The 19097-nt window shown below is 56.2% G+C and carries 14 protein-coding genes; 9 read left to right on the forward strand and 5 right to left on the reverse strand.

Annotated elements, in window-relative coordinates; genetic code table 11:
- The first annotated feature begins 52 nt into the window (after nucleotides 1–52).
- Nucleotides 53–2140, forward strand: coding sequence for a polysaccharide lyase family protein (locus tag IEW09_RS06175; protein WP_229739143.1), 2088 nt, complete (start codon nucleotides 53–55; stop codon nucleotides 2138–2140).
- 17 nt (nucleotides 2141–2157) lie between these two features.
- Here the strand turns inward: IEW09_RS06175 and IEW09_RS06180 are convergent, their stop codons facing one another.
- Entirely contained in the window at nucleotides 2158–3585 is a 1428-nt protein-coding gene (locus IEW09_RS06180) for a sigma-54-dependent transcriptional regulator (RefSeq protein WP_373282812.1), read from the reverse strand.
- A 10-nt stretch (nucleotides 3586–3595) separates the two neighbouring features.
- Complete coding sequence (locus IEW09_RS06185; protein WP_188553334.1) at nucleotides 3596–6577, reverse strand: ATP-binding protein; 2982 nt, start codon at nucleotides 6575–6577, stop codon at nucleotides 3596–3598.
- 296 nt (nucleotides 6578–6873) lie between these two features.
- Here IEW09_RS06185 and IEW09_RS06190 point away from each other — a divergent pair, with 296 nt between their 5' ends.
- On the forward strand, nucleotides 6874–7722 hold the full coding sequence (locus tag IEW09_RS06190) for an alpha/beta fold hydrolase (RefSeq protein ID WP_229739144.1): 849 nt from the start codon (nucleotides 6874–6876) through the stop codon (nucleotides 7720–7722).
- A 10-nt stretch (nucleotides 7723–7732) separates the two neighbouring features.
- On the opposite strand, the gene IEW09_RS06195 is transcribed toward IEW09_RS06190, so the two are convergent.
- Complete coding sequence (locus IEW09_RS06195; protein WP_188553336.1) at nucleotides 7733–8422, reverse strand: alpha/beta hydrolase; 690 nt, start codon at nucleotides 8420–8422, stop codon at nucleotides 7733–7735.
- 162 nt (nucleotides 8423–8584) lie between these two features.
- Here IEW09_RS06195 and IEW09_RS06200 point away from each other — a divergent pair, with 162 nt between their 5' ends.
- Nucleotides 8585–9619: a M20/M25/M40 family metallo-hydrolase gene (locus tag IEW09_RS06200; protein ID WP_188553337.1), complete on the forward strand. Its 1035-nt coding sequence runs from the start codon at nucleotides 8585–8587 to the stop codon at nucleotides 9617–9619.
- 9 nt (nucleotides 9620–9628) lie between these two features.
- Here the strand turns inward: IEW09_RS06200 and IEW09_RS06205 are convergent, their stop codons facing one another.
- Nucleotides 9629–10003 (reverse strand): DUF3592 domain-containing protein, encoded by a 375-nt coding sequence (locus IEW09_RS06205; protein ID WP_188553338.1) that lies wholly within the window; start codon nucleotides 10001–10003, stop codon nucleotides 9629–9631.
- Between the two features lie 76 nt (nucleotides 10004–10079).
- Here IEW09_RS06205 and dnaE point away from each other — a divergent pair, with 76 nt between their 5' ends.
- The 6 genes from dnaE (at nucleotide 10080) to IEW09_RS06235 (ending at nucleotide 18273) form a co-directional block, all read left to right on the forward strand.
- Nucleotides 10080–13604 (forward strand): DNA polymerase III subunit alpha, encoded by a 3525-nt coding sequence (dnaE, locus tag IEW09_RS06210; RefSeq protein WP_188553339.1) that lies wholly within the window; start codon nucleotides 10080–10082, stop codon nucleotides 13602–13604.
- A 50-nt stretch (nucleotides 13605–13654) separates the two neighbouring features.
- Entirely contained in the window at nucleotides 13655–14512 is an 858-nt protein-coding gene (locus tag IEW09_RS06215; RefSeq protein ID WP_188553340.1) for an acetyl-CoA carboxylase carboxyltransferase subunit alpha, read from the forward strand.
- Between the two features lie 30 nt (nucleotides 14513–14542).
- Nucleotides 14543–15565, forward strand: a complete 1023-nt coding sequence (locus IEW09_RS06220; RefSeq protein ID WP_188553341.1) for a CPBP family intramembrane glutamic endopeptidase — start codon at nucleotides 14543–14545, stop codon at nucleotides 15563–15565.
- Between the two features lie 103 nt (nucleotides 15566–15668).
- On the forward strand, nucleotides 15669–16769 hold the full coding sequence (locus IEW09_RS06225; RefSeq protein WP_188553342.1) for a hypothetical protein: 1101 nt from the start codon (nucleotides 15669–15671) through the stop codon (nucleotides 16767–16769).
- Nucleotides 16770–16959: 190 nt separating this feature from the next.
- Nucleotides 16960–17139, forward strand: coding sequence for an Rcat domain-containing protein (locus IEW09_RS06230; protein WP_020713649.1), 180 nt, complete (start codon nucleotides 16960–16962; stop codon nucleotides 17137–17139).
- Nucleotides 17140–17448: 309 nt separating this feature from the next.
- A complete protein-coding gene (locus IEW09_RS06235) occupies nucleotides 17449–18273 on the forward strand; it encodes a dimethylarginine dimethylaminohydrolase family protein (protein WP_229739145.1) in 825 nt (274 codons plus the stop codon).
- Nucleotides 18274–18337: 64 nt separating this feature from the next.
- Here the strand turns inward: IEW09_RS06235 and pyrF are convergent, their stop codons facing one another.
- Nucleotides 18338–19045, reverse strand: coding sequence for an orotidine-5'-phosphate decarboxylase (gene pyrF / locus IEW09_RS06240; protein WP_229739146.1), 708 nt, complete (start codon nucleotides 19043–19045; stop codon nucleotides 18338–18340).
- Nucleotides 19046–19097: the final 52 nt, after the last annotated feature.

Raw genomic sequence — 19097 nt, forward strand, 5'->3', positions numbered from 1 at the left:
ACCATAAAGCGTATTCGTAATGAAACCCAAAGCAACTGGGTCAAGGACGACTATGCGATTGCTGCGCTCCCTCATCTCTGCCGGACAGATCTTTCTCCTTCTCTTCATCACCTCTGCTGCCGCTCAAGCGCAGGCCGAACAAAAGCCTCCCGTCACCATCACCGACACAGGTACCAACTACATCCTCGCCAACGGCTACGTCACCGCTTCCATCAGCAAGACCACAGGCGACATGGTCTCGTTGAAATATCATGGCCTCGAGACCATGGGATATGTATCCGGCCATCACGCCGGATACTGGGAACAAAATCCCTCCGGAGCCGCACGTAAGACCGATACCATCACCATCGATCCGGCAAAGAACGACGGCGAGCGTGGCGAGGTCTCCATCAAAGGCTGGTCCGACGGTCAATCCCTAACGGTCCATCCCGTTCCCGATCCCGGCACCGCTAGTGAAGACTCTGCTTCACAGCTCAATGGCCGACACATCGGGCCGCCTCCCGGCTCGGGTCGCATGGCCAACGCCGGGACCTTCGTTGGCCGCCGTCCCGGCCGCGGAGGTAGAGGCCCTGGGCTCCTCCTCGACATGGAAATTCGCTATACCCTTGGCCGCGGTGACCACGGCATCTATACCTACGCCATCTTCACGCACGAGCCCTCCTACGATGCCACGAGTCTGGGAGAAAGCCGTTACGGTTTTAAGCTCAACAGTCAGGTCTTTGACTGGCTCTCCATCGACAGCCAGCGCAACGCACTTATGCCCACCAGCTCCGACTGGGATAACGGCTCCGATCTCAACATGAAAGAGGCCCGCCGCCTCACCACCGGCGTCTACAAAGGCCGCGCCGAACACAAGTATGACTACTGCGCCGACCAGTTCGACACTCCTGCCTTCGGTTGGTCCAGTACCAAACACCACATCGGTCTCTACTTCATCAATCCATCGATGGAATACCTGAGTAGTGGTCCCGATCACTTCGAGCTTACCGGCCACATCGACGACGGCGACGGTGGCGACCCCACCCTGCTCGACTACTGGCGCGGCACCCACTATGGAGGTAGCGAGCTGCGCATCAACGCCGGCGAGAGTTGGAACAAGGTCGTCGGCCCCATCTTCATCTATCTCGACTCTGCTGCCACTCCCGACGCCATGTTCCGCGAAGCCAAGGCGCAAGCCATTCGCGAGTCGGCCAAGTGGCCTTATACCTGGGTCAAAAATGTCGATTACCCTCAGGCAGCCCAGCGCAGCACCGTCAGCGGTCAATTAATTCTGAAAGATCCTCAGGCTCCCGGGGCAAAGCTGCCCAATCTTCTTGTCGGCCTTGCCTATCCCGATCAGACCGGCGACCTGCCTGCATCATCGCGTATCTTTGGTCCTCAGCGACTAACCTGGCAGAACGATGCTAAGCACTATGAGTTCTGGGTACGCGGCTCTGCTGACGGCCACTTCATTATTCCCAAGGTTCGCCCCGGAACCTATGAGCTTCACGCCATCGCAGACGGTGTCCTGGATGAATACGTCAAGGCTGACATCACGGTAGTTGCAGGACAGCCAGTCGATCTCGGCAAGCTCGACTGGACACCCGTTCGCTACGGCAAACAACTCTGGCAGATCGGCATCCCCAACCGCTCCGCCTCAGAGTTTCTCAAAGGCAACGATCACTGGCACTGGGGCCTCTACATCGAATACTCAAAACTCTTTCCCAACGGCGTTAACTACACCATCGGCAAAAGCGACTTCCGCAAAGACTGGTACATCTACCAGGTTCCGCATGTTATCAGCGACGACGGCACTGGTCGCAGCAAAGGCCGCGCTACGACATGGACCATCCATTTCAACATGCCGGAGTCTCAACCAAAGGGACGCGCTACGCTACGCCTCGCGCTTGCGGGTGTCAGCACGCGCAGCATTGATGTAGGCATCAACGATAAGCCCGCAGGAACCGTTACCGGCCTCATCTATAACGCAACCATTAACCGCGATGGCATAGAAGGCTCATGGGTAGAGAAAGACCTCTCTTTCGACGCCACTCTACTGCGTCCCGGTCAGAACACCCTCACACTCACCATCCCCGCAGGTGGGCTGACCAGCGGCGTCTCCTACGATGTAGTTCGCCTGGAGCTGGCAGATACGCACTGATCGAAATGAAAAGAGAATTAGTCGCGGATGCGCTTTTTGATCTCGACACTCAGACGCTTGATCTTCTGGTTCAGCGTCGATAGCGGAATCTTGAAGTACTCTGCCGCCTCCGTCTGGTTCCAATGGCAGCGCTCGAGCCGGTCCGAGATGATGCGACGCTCGATCTCTTCCATCAGATCGAAGAGCGAAGCATCAGGCTTATGGTCGAGCAGGCTAGCGGAGTAGGTGCTGCCCGTCAACTGTGCGGGCAGCAGATCAGGCGTAATCGCATTAGATGTCGCCAGCACTACGCCACGCTCCATCGCGTTCTCCAGCTCTCGCACGTTTCCTGGCCACTCATGGTCCATCATGATGCGCAGCGTCTCAGGCGTAAGCGACGGCGTCTCGGTTCCATTCTCATCCGCATAAAACTTCAGGAAGTGCGCAGCGAGCAGGGGAATGTCCTCACGTCGCAAGCGCAACGGAGGAAGCTCCAGCGTAATCACATTGAGCCTGTAGAAAAGGTCTTCGCGGAAGCGCCCCTCGCGGACAGCCTCCTGTAGATTGACGTTTGTCGCGGCAATGATGCGGACATCGACCTGAATCTCCTGCACACCACCCAGGTGCATAAAACGGCGGTCCTGCAGAACGCGCAGGATCTTCGCCTGCATGTCCATGTTCATCGTGCCGATCTCATCGAGAAAGAGAGTGCCGCCGTTCGCGATCTCGAAGAGGCCTTTCTTCGCGCTGATGGCCGAGGTAAACGCTCCTTTGACGTGGCCAAACAGAGTCGATTCCAGCAGATCCGATGGAACGGCACCCGTGTTGACAGGAACAAAGGGATGATCGCGTCGCGGAGAGTTCGCATGGAGCGCCTTCGCGATCAACTCCTTGCCGGTTCCGCTCTCTCCCTGCAACAACACGGTCGAGCGGCTCGGCGCTACCTGCGAGATCAGGTCGAAGAGCCGCAGCATGGGTTCGCTCTTGCCGACGATGTTCTCGAAGTTGTACCGCTGCTTCAGTGTTCGCTTAAGCTGAATGACCTCTTCTTCGGCTTTATGCTTTGCAATCGCAGTGCGAATGTCGGCAAGCAGCTTCTCGTTGTCCCACGGCTTCTGGACAAAGTTCTCTGCGCCTGCGCGAATCGCATCAACAACGTTGCCAACTGTTCCGAAGGCAGTAATCATAATGACCGGAAGGTTTGGCTGCATCTCGACGATGCGCGGAAGCAGATCGATGCCGCTCTCTCCCGGCAGCGCAAGGTCGAGCAGCAGAAGGTCGTACTCGTTACGTGAAAGCAGGTCGAGTCCGGAGGCACCGTCGCCAGCCAGGGTGACAGTAAATCCTTCGAGCGTTAGAAGGGTCTCAAGCGACTCGCGAATAGCATTCTCATCGTCAATGATAAGGATGCGGGGTGTTCCGGCGATGCGGGCCGTACGTTGCAGATGGAGCGACTCTGCTGCCATCTCTGTTGCCTCAGACATGAATCGTCTTCCTCTCGATATCGCGACGGCCGTTTGTAGTTGTTTCAGCAGAAACTTGTGGTCTGCTGCCCGAAGCAGGGAACTCGAGCTGGAAGGCCGTCCCGACACCCCGTTCGCTCTCTACATGGATCTTGCCGGCGTGCTCCTGGATGATTCCGTAACTCACGGCAAGGCCGAGGCCGGTACCTTTATGCTCGCCTTCCTGCGGCTTCGTCTTAGTCGTAAAAAATGGATCGTAGATGCGGTGCAGATGTTCGCGTTCGATTCCACCGCCGGAGTCCTGGATGCGCACGAAGACGTGTCCCGAACTATTGAATGTGGCAACCTTCAGCGTCGCATTCGACATACCGAACATTGCATCTTTTGCGTTCAACATGAGATTGAGAATTACCTGTTGCAACTTGCCCTGATTACCGTGAATACGGAAGAGCTGCGGATCGAAGTTAGTTTCAATGTGGATCTGCGCCGTCTTCAACTGGTGTTCCAGCAAAGTCAGCGTGTCGCGAAGAAGATCGTTAAGGTCGATATTGGTGAACTCCGCTCCGCTCGTTCGCGAGAAGTTCAACAGACCATTGACGATCTCGGAGGCGCGGAACGTCTGTTGTGTAATCTTTTCAAGGACCGGTGCCAGGCGTTCGTCATCGCGCATATGCTTAGTCAGCATCTGCGTGTAGCTTGAGATAACAGCCAGCGGCGTATTGACCTCGTGCGCAACTCCCGCCGCCAGCAGGCCGATCGAGGAGAGTTTCTCCGACTGGGTCAACTGGGCCTCAAGCTGGATCCGGTCGGTGATATCGTCAACCAGAATGATGCGGCCCACCGCGATGAAATCACGTGTCACCAGCGGAGCGATGGCGATATTGGCGGTACGGATAGTGCCGTCGGGCAGTGCAAGGCGAAACTTATACAGCGTGTGTGTCCCCTGCTCTTCGCGGACGCTGTTAAACCTGGCAACGAAATCCGGCGGAAAGACCTCAGAGACCGGCTGGTGCAGCACCTCGGCGCGAGACTTCGAGTACATGCTCTCCATCTGCGTGTTCCAACTCTCGATACGATCTTCGAGATCGACGGCAAAGACTCCCACATTGATCGACTCGACGATGTTCTCGTGGAACTCCTTGAGTCGCTCAAACTCGCCGATCTTCTGTTCAAGCCGCTGGTAAAGCTGCGCATTTTGAATGGCGATTCCGATGTAGCCGGCGAGCGATTCCAGCAACTCCATGTCTTCGCTCGAAAGAAAATCCCCATCGTCAGTCCTACCCAACCCGATGATGGCGACAGTGCGCGTTCCCGATCCCTCCCGGTTGGCAACACGACAAGGAAGGTAATAGTTCAAGTCCAGATTGCGCGCGCTGCTGCGCTGTGCATCGGGCAACCGAAGAACTTGTTGCGGCGTTTCAAGAAACAGATGATTGTTAGCGCCGGGACGGTCAAAATCGAGGAACCGAACATCGAGCGACTGCAGATCGGCGTCCTGAAGATTGGTGAGTCCATGCGAAGCCGCCAGTTCGAAGTGCGGAGCCACCGGAGATCGCTTGCCCTCGGTCGCCAAAAAAACTGCCACGCGCGTGACAAGCAAGGTCTGTGGGAGACGCTCGACGATCGAATTCAGCAACGCACGCAGATCTGTCTGCGAGTTCAGGCCTCGACCGAATTCAACCAGCGTCTCCCGATAATCCAGACGTTTCTGATCAAAGATCCGGTCGACACGGCCTTGAATCGCCTTCTTCAACGGCTCAAAAAGAATTCCCGTAAAGACGATGGCGGCCAGCAATCCCCAGACATGCAGGCTCGGCAGACGTGCCCGCACCATCTCGGCAGTTACCGCGACAATAACGAAATAGAGCCCAACCAGCGAAGCCGTTGCAAGCGTGTATGTCACACCGCGCTTGAAGATCAGGTCCACATCCATCAGCCGATAGCGCACGATAGCCCAACTGAAGGTAAGCGGTAGAAAGATCAACGACAGCCCGGCGATCTTTGTCAGCAGCGAAGGAACAGACGTGCCCGAGAAATAAAGATATGGGATGACGTACAGCAGCGTGAACGGCGTGATCGTGAGCAGTGTGCCACGAGTGAGCCACTTCAGCTGTTGCCGCTCCAATCCAGACTCCGCCCGCTGATAGCGGAAGCGGAAGACGATGGCAGCGATGACATAGTAAATCGCCAGATATGCGACGGCAATCTGATCGAGCCGATGCCGCAGCAGCTCAGTAGCAGACCAATATTGAAGCGCAGAGTATTGCAGCGCAATCAAAAAGATTGCGGGTGCATAAATCGCAGCCGTCAGGAAGCTGCGCTTCAGTTTGCTAGGGCGATTGGCCGCAAAGGCGTCAGAGAAGCTGACCGCAAAATGGACAAATAGTGCAGGCTGAAGCGCCTCCGCGATGATATTGCCCCAATAAATAATCTGGTCGAAGGTATCAAACTGCGTCGTGTACTTGAACGAGTACAGAACAAAAGACACCAGACAAAAGACGTAAAAATGCGTCGACTTCGGTGCCGTCCATCGTCGAAACAGGACATAGATTCCAATGGCAAGATAAACAAGCGCGATAAACCGCAGCCACTGATTGCTGGAACGATCCTGGGGAACAAGGATCACCTGAATGTCGAGCTTCGCCGAGCCCTGGAGATCGATTGAGTTCGGAACCGGGCGAAGGATCGAGTAGGTCGCATGAGACCAGATCCCGCTGCGAAACATTTCGCGAACCAAAGGAGCCAGTCGGTCCGTAGGGCGATCGTTGATGGCTACAAGGATGTCTCCGGTCCGGATACCCGCGCGAAAGCCGGGAGAATCAACCGGTACCCGCTGCGCCCGCAACCCACCTGGAGCCTCAATCCACGAGACACCGTCGGTCGGCACATCGAAGTGGTTTTCGTGCTGAAGATTAAAACCGGCAAGCACGCACGCGGCCAGCGTCGCTAAAGCGAGGGCGATCGCCAGAATACGCGTTTGGAAGCCATTCTTCATAAGTTACGACAACTTCATTAAGCACATTGTGTACCAAATGAGTATATGACCATTTAGCTGAAATAATTGAATGTGGAACTACCACATCTACAGAAAATCATAACCCATTCCGTAATGCTGTTTATCCTTCTACGGTCCAAGGAACAGGTAACCCGACGGTTGATCTCTCATCTCCATTTACCCCTTAAGCACGCAGCAAATTCAATTGTTAATTTTTCAGGTGAAACCTGCCTCAAAAAATTAATCTTCTTGTAACATTTGCTAAGGGGAGCGGAACAATGCAGCACGATGAGGAAATGAGCGAGGCATTTGTCACGGTAGCGGGTAGCAAAATCCACTACCAGCATGCCGGCTCAGGACATCCGCTGCTGTTGTTGCATGGCTTGGTGGGCTCGTCGCGAAACTGGCAAAATAACATCCGTTTTCTCGCGCAGGATGCCAGCGTCTACGCCGTCGATCTCTTCAATATGGGGGAATCGGAACGAGTCCCCGGACTCGATGCCGGACTGGAGGCAACTGCGGACCGTATTGTCGCCTTCATGGACGCGCTGGGTGTGGAGAAAGCCGATATCGGCGCTCACTCTCATGGCGGGGCGGTCGCTATGATGCTGGCAGCGCGTCATCCCCAGCGAGTGCGCAGTCTTGTCTTATTTGCTCCAGCCAATCCATATTGCGATCTCGGGAAACAACTGATCCGTTTCTATCAGACGCGATTCGGGGTCTGGTTCGCACGGCAGATTCCTCATCTGCCAAGAATGCTCAAGGCTACGGCACTCAGCCGGATGTATGGCGATCCTTCCCGCGTTGCCGAGGGCGCGCTCGAAGGCTATATCACTGGATTACATATCCCCGGCACAATCGACCATGTGTTGCAGATCGTCCGACGATGGTCTGCCGATATGAGCCTTCTTCGCTCGATGTTATCGAGGCTGAGCGGCAAGCCGACGCTGCTGATATGGGGCGATCGCGATCGCGCCGTAGGGCTGGTGTCCGGTCAGCAGTTGAAACAGGTGTTGCCGCAGTCGAGCCTCGTCGTCATTCATGGCGCAGGGCACATCGCCTTTGAAGAGATGCCGGAAATCTGTAACCAAACCATGCGAGACTGGCTCCTGAAGATGCCACATGCCGCTAAAAGCGCTGCTTAGTATTTTATATTCATCTATTTAGAGCGTATTGTTCATGTAGCCAGCGAGCGATCTCCTGCTGCATCTGACCCAGCTTAGGAGTGGGCGACTCCGGCGTTCCCTGAAAGAAGTGTTCCGCTCCCTCAATCCAGACAAGCCGTTTCGGCTCGGGAGTCGAGGCAAAGACCGCCTCCATATGCGCACGCGGACCGAAGACATCATGGTCGCCGCTGATAAAAAGTTTGGGTTGCGTACAGGCCGCCAGAAAACCATAGGTATAGTCGCGGCCTTCGGCGTGAGCTGGCAAGCCTAACGCAATCAGGCCCTTGACGGAAGTATCTCCGCAACCGACACGCAGCCCGACATAGGAGCCGAAAGAAAAACCGGCAACTAATATAGGCAGTTTGAGTCTGGCATCGAGCCATTCGAGCGCAACGCGAACATCTTCCTGCTCACCCTGTCCGTCATCGAAGCTACCTTCGCTCAGGCCGACGCCGCGAAAGTTGAAGCGCAGGGTTGGCAATCCAAAAGAGCTGAACGCCTTCATCGCGTGATAGACCACCTTGTTATGCATCGTGCCACCACCCTTGGGGTGAGGATGGCAAAGCAGAACTGCGAATGGGGCATCTTCATGACCTGTATTCAGCAGCGCCTCAAGGCGTCCGGCTGAGCTGCGAAGGTCATCTACAGAGATAATTTGCGATGGTCTCTTTTCAGTCATCTCAACTGATTCTATGCCTGTCTGGTTCGAACTCTGCTCCATCGCAGGAAAGACCGCCGCAGAGAAAGCACAGCACGAAACGATTGATTTTTTGATGATTTAACGGGTTTTCCAGTGGTTGGCCTGAACAGAAATATCCCATGTGTATCGTATGCTGGAAGAATGGCAATTGACCCCATCCAGCTCACAAAACAACTGGTCGATATCGACTCGACCACCTACCACGAAGGCGCTGCCGGAACCTTTTTGTACGATTTTCTAGCCTCCGAGGGTTACGCCGTTGAGAAGATGCCAGTCGAGCAGCCCGAGCTGAAGCTGACCCCTGGCGCGGGAAGTGGGGAGCGGTTCAACGTCTACGCCGCGATGCCTGGCGTTACCCCGGACATCGTTCTTTCGACACACATGGACACCGTTCCTCCGTTTTTTGGCTGCCGCGAGGACGAGGAGTTTCTCTACGGACGGGGCACCTGCGATGCGAAGGGAATCATCGCCGCCCAGGTAGCGGCTGCTGCCCGCTTGCGGGCCGCTGGAGTAAAGGTGGGCCTGCTCTTCGTCGTCGGAGAAGAGAGAGACTCGGCCGGGGCAAAGGTTGCCAACAAGTTTCCCAAGGGATCGAAGTTTCTGATTAATGGCGAACCGACGGACAACCGTCTGGCGCTCGCCACCAAAGGAGCGCTGCGTGTGGAGCTTCGCAGCAATGGACGCATGGCGCATTCGGCCTATCCCGAACTGGGAGAGTCGGCCATCGACAAGCTGGTAGACGCGCTGCATGACGTAAAGGCGCTGGCGTTACCCGAGGAGCCGGAGATTGGCCCTTCGACCCTGAATATTGGCTTGATCGATGGCGGACGGGCACCGAACGTCATTGCCGACAAGGCCGAAGCGCACATCCTGATCCGTACCGTTGGCCCCTCGCAGGAGGTCAAAGACCTGATCCTAAAGGCAGTGGGAGACCGGGCCGATGTTACCTTCTCGCTCGATCTGAGCTATGTCCGGATGCGCCGGGTGGGCAACCTACCGACGATGGTGGCCAAGTTTGCGACCGATATTCCAACCCTCACCAACTGGGGCGAGCCGTTTCTCCTGGGACCGGGGAGTATCCACGTGGCACATACACCGGACGAGAAGATATCGAAGAAGGAGCTGCTGGAGTGTGTGGAACTTTATGTGGAGTTGGCGACGAGCCTCGTAAAGTAAAGCTCGCTGCTAACTGGAGAAGACCTTGAAGGGAAGACTGCTTGTGTTGTCTTCTGCCAGAACCGCTACAGCGTCCGGGTTTGCGGGATTATAGCGAACATTGACGATGGGAGTGCCCTTTGCCAACCGTTCTGCTTCGCCTCCGGCCAGCGCCACGCTACGGAAGTAGCCGCCGTAGTATTCGCCATTGAGCCTGAAGTGGAAGCCTGCCTCGATCTGAAAGGGAACTCCAAAGGCATTCGCCTCTTCATCAGCCTGTACGACAGCCCAATGATTAACCTCAGCGGCGATCACTGGCCAGCTCTGCGCCAGTTGCAGCTTCTTCTGGCGGTTTCTGCGGTGCAGCCATAGGCGAATTGAGTCGACAAGGAATATCCCGGCCATTTGCCCACGATTCTAATACTAAAGCTGCTAATTAAGCCGCGTTTTCCTCTGCGCGTGACGGTTCTAAACTAGGGGTATGGCCGCAGAGTTTACTCACCTCCATCTCCACACTGACTACTCGCTCCTCGATGGAGCCTGCGATGTTGATAAGCTGGCCGCGCACGTCAGCAAAATCGGCCAGACAGCCGCCGCAATGACTGATCACGGCAATATCTATGGAGCCGTGCACTTCTTCGATGCCATGCAGAAGAAGGGCGTAAAGCCGATTCTTGGCTGCGAGCTCTATCTCTCAAAGACCGCTGATCATCGTGAGCTTGCCGACGGGTACAACCACTTTCTGGTGCTTGCAGAGAACGAAACCGGCTATCGCAACCTGGTTCGCCTCACGAGCGAGGCCGCACTGCATGGCTTCTATCGCAAACCACGCGTCTCGAAAGAATTTTTGTCGAAGCATACCGAAGGATTGATCGGGTTCTCCGGCTGCCTTGCAGGCGAACTGAACCAGCACCTGATGGCAGGCAAGTACGACGAAGCGAAGCAGACCGCGGGATATTTTCAGGAGATCTTCGGCAAGAACAACTTCTTTCTTGAGATTCAGGATCATGGGCTCGAACCGGATAAGGGCGTTTGCGATGCGCTCTTCAAGATGGAGCGCGAGCTGGGTATTCCGCTGATCGCCACGAACGACAGCCACTATGTCGCCAATGACGACAGCCGCGCACACGAGATTCTGCTATGCGTGCAGACGGCGGGCAGCATGAACGATCCCAACCGTTTCAAGTTCGACACGCAGGAGTTCTACATTAAATCTGCCGAGGAGATGCACCGCACCTTCGCGCAGAACCCAGAGGTCTGCACGCGCACAATGCAATTTGTGGATCGCTGCAACCTTAAGTTGTCGAAGGTCAAGAATCCATTCCCGGTCTTCGATGTTCCCGAAGGCCATACACTCGACAGCTACTTTGAAAATGTCTGCCGCGAGGGACTGAAGAAGCGTCTCGATACCGCAGTGGCGCATTTGCGCGAGCGCGGGCTGCTGCGCAAGTCGATTGCGGACTATGAGGCCAGGCTGAACCGCGAGCTTGATTGCATCAAGCAGATGCAGTTTCCCGGCTACTTCATGATCGTATGGGACTTCATCCGCTATGCCAAAGAAAATGACATCCCCGTAGGGCCGGGACGTGGTTCGGCGGCAGGTTCGCTGGTGGCCTACGTGATGGAGATTACGGACGTCGATCCACTCCAGAACGAGTTGCTCTTCGAGCGCTTCCTCAATCCGGAACGTATCTCCATGCCTGATATCGATATCGACTTCTGCATGAATCGTCGCGGCGAGGTGATCGAGTACGTCAAGCGCAAGTACGGCAGCGATCAGGTGGCGCAGATCATCACGTTCAACACCATGGCGGCAAAGGCTGCGATCAAGGACGTTGGACGCGCACTCGACATGCCCTATGGCGAGGTAGACCGCATTGCAAAGATGATTCCGACGACGATTGGGATCACGATTGAGCAGGCGATGAAGGACTCGCCGATGTTGGCTACGGCATATGAGGGCGACGCTCGTATCAAGGAAGTCATTGACGCTGCGATTCGTCTGGAAGGCTTGATTCGCGGGGCAGGCGTTCACGCGGCGGGCGTTGTGATTGCTCCGCAGCCGCTGACCGAACTGGTGCCGGTCACGCTGACAAAGGACGAGTCGCTGGTAACGGCCTACGACATGAAGGCGGTCGAGAAGATGGGTCTGCTCAAGATGGACTTTCTTGGGCTCACAACTCTCACTGTCATCGACGACTGCCTGAAGCTGATCAAGCTGAACCGCAATGAGACCGTCGAGATGGCTAAGGTGCCGCTCGATGATGAGAAGACATACGAGCAGGTCTTTCATCGCGCGCTGACTTCGGGAGTCTTCCAGTTTGAATCGGGCGGCATGCGCGATGTGCTTCGTCGCTACAAGCCTACGACCGTCGAAGACCTTACCGCTTTGAATGCTCTCTATCGTCCGGGGCCGATTCAGGGCGGTATGATCGACGACTTCATCGAACGTAAGTGGGGACGACGAGCGGTTGAGTACCTGCTGCCAGAGCTCGAGATGCTGCTGAAGGAGACGCTGGGCGTCATCGTCTATCAAGAACAGGTCATGCAAATATCCAACGTTGTCGCCGGATATTCGCTCGGCGATGCCGACCTGCTGCGCCGTGCGATGGGTAAGAAAGATGCCGCCGAGATGGACAAGCAGCGCGAGCGCTTTATGGCTGGGGCGGCTGCGAATAAGCATCCAAAAGATACTGCAGGTAAGCTCTTCGACCTGATGGCGCAGTTTGCCGGATACGGATTCAACAAGTCGCACTCTGCTGCATACGCATTGCTTGCGTACCATACGGCGTGGCTCAAGACGCACTACCCGGTGGAGTTTATGGCCGCTCTGCTGACGAGCGAAACATCGAAGCCGGAGAATGTTGTGAAGTACATCGGCGAGTGCCGCGAGATTAACATTGCGGTAGTTCCGCCCAACGTCCAGAACTCCTACGCTAACTTCACTCCCGTTGGAGACGCCATCGGCTTCGGTTTGGCCGCAATCAAGAACGTCGGTCACAACGCAATTGAGTCCATCATCAAGGCGCGCGAAGATCTGAAGGCAGCAGGGAAACCGGGCTTCAGCAGCCTGTGGGAGTTCTGCGAGAAGGTCGATCTTCGCCTGCTGAACAAACGCGTATTAGAGTCGCTGATCAAGGCGGGCGCGATGGATGCGTTTGGCGGGCGCTCTCAGGTGATGGCGGCACTCGACAAGGCGATGGAGCAAGCACAGAAGGCACAGCGTGACGAGGCAGCCGGGCAGCATGGACTGTTCGGAATATTCGATTCGGACATACCCGCTGCCGGCGGAGGCGAGGATGCTCTGCCCAATGTTCCGGAGTGGGACGAGCATACGCGGTTGCAATTTGAAAAAGAGGTGATGGGTTTCTTCGTCTCCGGCCATCCGATGGACAAATACCGCGAGAAGCTGCGCAACATGAAGGTGGTGGACACGGCGACCGCAGTCGAGATGAAGCCGGAGCCACAGGTATTTCGTAGAGGGCGCAACGAAGAGCCGCAGAATGAGATTGCCATCGCCGGAGTCATCACAGGATTGAAGGTGGCAAAGTCGAAGCGGTCGGGCGAGCTTTACGCGCAGGCAGCGCTCGAAGATACGGTGGGGAAGATCGAGTTGATCGCGTTTCCTCAGTCGTACGAGAAGCTGGCGGAGAAATTGAAGATCGATGTTCCGGTGCTCGTCCGCGGAGTGTTACGAGGCGAAGAGGACTCGGCGCCCAAGCTTGCGATTTCGAGCATTCAGGCTTTGGAAGATGTGAAGCTCAAGCTGCCGGAGTCGCTGCGCATCAAGGTGCCGCTGCATAATCCGGATACAGCATTGCTCGAAAAGCTTCATGCTGTGTTCCTTGGCGCGCCGGGCAAAGGCAAGCTGTTGCTGGATCTCGAAGAGCCGGGGGAGTTCTGCGCTGTGCTGGAACCACATAATGTGATGGTGGCGGCGGATCGCTTATTTATCGATCAGGTGGAAGAACTCGTGGGACGGGGTGCGGTCCGGGTTATTGATTAAGCGGGAGATGCCATACAATCAAAAGGCAGCACCGAAGCATCAAGATACCTATGGCTGAACACGAAGCAAGCAGAGCAACGCACGCTCACCCTGTAGCCGCACCGGTTCCGGAAGCGTGGATTAAGACGGAGCTGGCCCGGCACGCCCAGCGCCCTTATCCGATGGACTTCATCGAAGCACTCTTTACCGACTTCAGCGAGATCCACGGCGACCGCGCCTTCGGCGATGACGCGGCAATGAACTGTGGCATGGCGTACTTTCATGGCGAGCCGGTCCTGGTTGTCGGCAACCTGAAGGGCAGAACCCTCAAAGAACGTGTCGCACGAAAGTTTGGCAGCCCCGATCCCGAAGGATATCGCAAGGCATTGCGAGCGATGAAGATCGCCGAGAAGTTCGGTCGCCCCATCTTCACGTTCATTGATCTAGCTGGAGCGAACCCGGGCATTGGAGCAGAAGAACGCGGGCAGGGCGAAGCGATTGCACGCAATCTACTGGAGATGTCGCGGTTGCAGGTGCCTACTATTGCCACCATCACCGGTGAGGGCGGATCAGGCGGCGCACTGGCGCTAGCAGTAGCCGACCGTGTGCTGATGCTCGAGAACGCGATCTATTCGGTGATCTCGCCTGAAGGCTGCGCGTCGATCATGTGGAAGGATGCCAGCAAGAAACAGCAGGCTGCCGATGCTCTCAAATACACGGCAACTGACGTCCAACGTCTAGGCTGTGTCGATGACGTGCTGCCGGAGCCTGAGGGCGGCACACAGAACGACCCCGCCGCAGCGATGGCTCTGGTTGACGAAAGACTTCAATACCATCTCGCGAACCTTCGCAGCTTGCCGATTGAGCAGCTCCTCGAGCAGCGCTATCAGAAGTTTCGCAATATCGCGCAGTTCTATACCACCGCCTAGCGGTCAAAGCTGTACATGGAGTAGCTACCGTTGAAGGCGTTTGATGCAACACCGTCAACCCGCTCGGACCGTCCGCTGCAAATTGCGCTCTTTATCACCTCTGCCGCGTGGTTTTTTGCGTCGCAGGCTCTGGCGGGTCGGGCTGCCATGGGATTGTCGGTCCGCTTCAATCTGAGCGATGAACGTCCTCTACTTGGTGTACTGTTCCTTCTCTTCCTGTTGGGTATCGGCTTCGTCTTTTTGCAGATGATCGCTCACCAGAGCTCTTCGTTGCGAGAGGCGCTGGGTCTGCCTCAGCGAGCGACCGCGGTACAAGAGTGGGGCATCGGCGCAGCGATTGGATGGGGACTGGTTGTACTCGCCGTACTACCAATGGCGTTGGGCGGCACTCTGCATGTCATCTTCTGGACGGCTCCGCGGGCCTTCTGGCTGGTCGTCCTGAATCTGGCCATGCTTGTCGTGAGTGCGCTGGTTGAAGAGGTCGCCTTTCGCGGCTATCCCTTTCGACGTCTCATCGAAGTGGTTGGCCCTACCTGGGCCACTATCCTGATGTCGACGTTCTTCGGTGTGCTTCACGCCTTCAATCCAGATGCTACGTGGATCAGCGTACTGATCACCATCTTCGCGGGAGTCCTGCTCTCCATTGCCTGGCTGCGTACCCACGGACTATGGCTGGGATGGGGCCTGCACTTTGCCTGGAATGCGAGCATGGGCGTGCTCTTCGGTCTGCCGGTGAGTGGCATCGCGGATTTTTCGAGCGTGGTGCAAACTCGCGCCATCGGCCGCATATGGCTCACTGGCGGAGACTACGGTCCTGAAGCAGCCTTTTTCACGATCCTCGTCCTTGCATTCGGCATCGTCGTAGTTGTCCTTGCAACACGCGATTACGCATGGAACTACACGCGCAAACCTATCGTCGCCGCAGGTTATCCCATGGATGTTCCTCCACCGGCAGAGCATACGGCCATGGAGCAGGGGCCGAAGCAGGCACCGCTGGTTCAGATTCTGCCGACCACACCGCAAGAGCGCTCGGTGAATGAACCTCCCCGCTAAACTGTTCTCAGAAAAGCTCTTTCGATAGGACGCAAAAACAGGCCGCATCCCCTTGCAAATGGTGAAGAGAAAGCGCAAACTGCTAAGCATCTGAGGTGCTGCCATGGCACTGCGCAAGCACAGATGGGCACTCGTTATAGGTTGTCTGCTTTTGTTGGCCGCCACAGTGCGAAGCCAGGTCTTCGTCGTCGGCGAGAAAACCGCAACAGACGGAATCTCAACCCACTTTACCCGTACGAATCTTCCTCTTCCTGATCAACCGATGAAAGAGCGCGGCCGCCGCGAGCTGGTGAGAATGCTGGTCGCCGAACAAGGCTTCGCACACTGCGCGCTTCCTATGGGGGCTGGCCTTACACTTCGCGCCAATGGCCCGATTGAAACCAACGACGCAGCTTATAAGGAGATGATCTACAAGAAAGGAGAGTCTGCGGCCCCCGGCGACCGTGTCGTCGTAACCTCGCTGACCGTTAAAGGTGATCGCATTATTCTCGATCTCAATGGCGGCCCGTACGAAAAACACCGCTTTTTGCGTCATGTTCAGTTTAACGACAACCCTGTCGTTGCCGACACCGCTCAGGAGGCAGTAGGTTCTCGTGTGACCTTGCTCTTTGAGGGGTTTGTGCCCGACGTATCTGCGCCTGAGGTGAAGGCGCTGCTGGCGCCAGTCATCGATTTCGGAGTCAAGACCACAGAGCAGGCCTACGCGAACACGCTTCCGCCATTAGTGAAACAGGCAGTTGATGTGCATGAAGTTCTTGTAGGGATGAACCATCGCATGGTTCTTGCCGCCATGGGAGAGCCGGAGAGCAAAATTCGTGAGAAGCAGAGTGGTGACCCAAGCGGTGCGACTTACGAGGAATGGATCTACGGCCATGAGCCGCAGACCATTCATTTTGTGAAATTTATGGGTGACAGGGTGACAGAAGTCGAAATCGCCGAACTGGGCAAGCCGCTTGAGATTCATACCAAGGACGAAATGGGCGGCTACAACCCGCCGGAACCCACACGAGAGATAGCGATGGGCGATCAGGAGCCCAATAACTCTGCAAACGGACAGGCCCCACCACCAACACTGCGTAAGCCGGGGGAGCCGATCCCTGCAGGCGGTTCCGGCAAGGTACAGTTTCCGACCGCCAGCCAGCCGGTTCCGCCTCCTGCCGGGGTTCCCGCAGCAGGTTCCCCCTCCGACCCGCATCTCCTTTAAGGCTGCAGTCGTGTAAACTCTTGAGAGAGCCTCAATCGCAGTTCTTCTCCTCCGATTCCCGCCGCGGCCTGTCCCGGACAATCTTTACGAGAAGTTCCGGATGGTTTCGATGTAGCCTGTCGCACAGACGGCCAAACATCGGTCCTCCAGCGCGCGAGCCGAAACATTCGCACCAGGGAGAGCAAGCATTATGGCGAAGATTGCCAAGACCGGCGACCGTAAAAAGGTCATGGATACGAACAAGAGCACGGATTGTCCGAAGTGCTCCAAACCGACCCGCATCGTCAAGCGCGTGAAGGACCGTGAACGCGGAACTCCGGGTGGAGTTTATATCTCCTGCTCGGCCTGCGATTTCTTCGAAAAGCTGTAGTAGAAAATTCAGATAAAATAGTAAAAAAGGCCTGAAATGGGGCCTTTTTTTCTTGTTCCATGCACAACTTTTTTATAGCGAATTATTAATTGTTTTTGACCCGCAAATCATACCTCCTTTCCATGTTGGGCTGCGTCGAACCAAAGTCGTACAACAATTTATCGTTGCAGCTATTGACGACCGTCTACCCCGAGGGGCAGACTCTCAACTGGAAAGCAGGAAACCAGCGTTATGACGACCTCATCTGTAGTATCTTCACCAGCCTCAAGTTTTGCCTCCCTCCCTCATTTTGACCGCCCTACATTTTTGATGTGCGCCCCCGAGTGGTATGACGTGAACTACGTCATCAACCCCTGGATGGCGGGCAATCTCCATCAATCTTCGCGAGATACAGCCTTTGCCCAGTGGAAGACCCTGCATCAGCACCTCCAGCAGATCGCCGATGTGCGCCTGCTTCATCCACGGCAGGGATCGCCGGATATGGTCTTTGTAGGCCACACCGCCCTGGTGCAGCACGGCGTTGCAGCCGTCTCGAGCTTTGCTCATCCGCAGCGCCAGACAGAAGAGCCCCACCTGCGCCGGTGGTTTCAGGATGCCGGGTTCCTGGTTTGGGAGACTCCTCGCGAGACCGCCTTTGAAGGTGAAGGCGATGTTGTCTTCGACGCAGCTGGAGGTCGACTATGGGCCGCTCATGGATCGCGAACCTGCAAGCAGAGCCACAAGCATGTTGCCGATGCCTGGCATACGCCTGTGACATCGTTGCACCTCGTCGACCCTCGCTTTTATCACCTGGATCTCTGTTTTGCCCCTCTGAGCGGCGGGGAACTACTCTATTTCCCTGAAGCGTTCGATGCCGCGTCGCTGGCCAAGATCGAAGCAGCCTTCAGCGCCGACAAGCGCATTGTTATCAGCGAGATCGAGGCCACCCAATTCGCCTGCAACGTTATCAATGTGGGCAAGCATATCCTGATGGGCAAAGTCGAAACTGACTTGGCACAACGCCTTCGTAATCTAGGATATGAGGTCGCAGAGTTAAACCTCAGCGAATTCATCCGTGGCGGAGGTTCTGCAAAATCATTGGTTTTGCGGCTGAGCGATATGGATGTTACTCATGGTTCTTCTGTAAATGCCTAATTCAAAAGGATTAAGTCAAAGGGCTGTCGCCGGCAAGCGACAGCCCTTTGATTTGCCAGCAAGTCTAACTGGCAGCTTCGATCTCTTTAAGGATCAATTCGGCGGCTTCGGCAGGATTAGCAGCCTGAGTGATAGGACGACCGACCACCAACATGGAAGCTCCACGCTCAATCGCGGCATGGGGAGTGGCAATGCGCTTCTGATCGCCGATCTCGCTGCCTGCTGGCCGAATTCCGGGAATCACTAGCAGAGCGTCGTCGCCAAGCTCAGCTCGTAGCGTACCAACCTCTTCGGCGGAGCATACAAGGCCGTGGACGCCTGAGCTCTGCGCCAGCTTTGCCAGACGCAGAACCTGCTCGGCAGGAGTGGAGCTGACACCTGTAGCGTTGAGTTGGGCGGCGTCCATGCTGGTAAGAACGGTCACTGCGAGTAGCCGGGGCGAACCGTAGCCGGTTGCAGCCTCCGCTGCGGCAGCCATCATCGCTGGACCGCCGGAGGCATGGATGGTCAACAGAGAAGCTCCAGCCTGGGTGGCCGAACGAACTCCTCCGGCAACGGTATTGGGGATATCGTGGAGCTTGAGATCGAGAAAGACATTAAAGCCTCGGTTGCGGAGAGTTTCAACGAGGCTGTTTCCAGTTGCGTAGTAAAGCTCCATGCCGACCTTGAACCATTGGCAGGTGCCGGAGAGCTGGTCTACCAGATCAAGAGCGGCTTTGGCAGTGGGGAAGTCGAGGGCGACAGCGAGGCGATCTTTCGGAGAGGGGCGCACGTTAATGAGTCTAACCGGGTTTGTTGTTCAGGATAAACGGTGCTGAGATGCA

Source organism: Edaphobacter dinghuensis, assembly GCF_014640335.1.
In the GTDB taxonomy this organism is placed as follows: domain Bacteria; phylum Acidobacteriota; class Terriglobia; order Terriglobales; family Acidobacteriaceae; genus Edaphobacter; species Edaphobacter dinghuensis.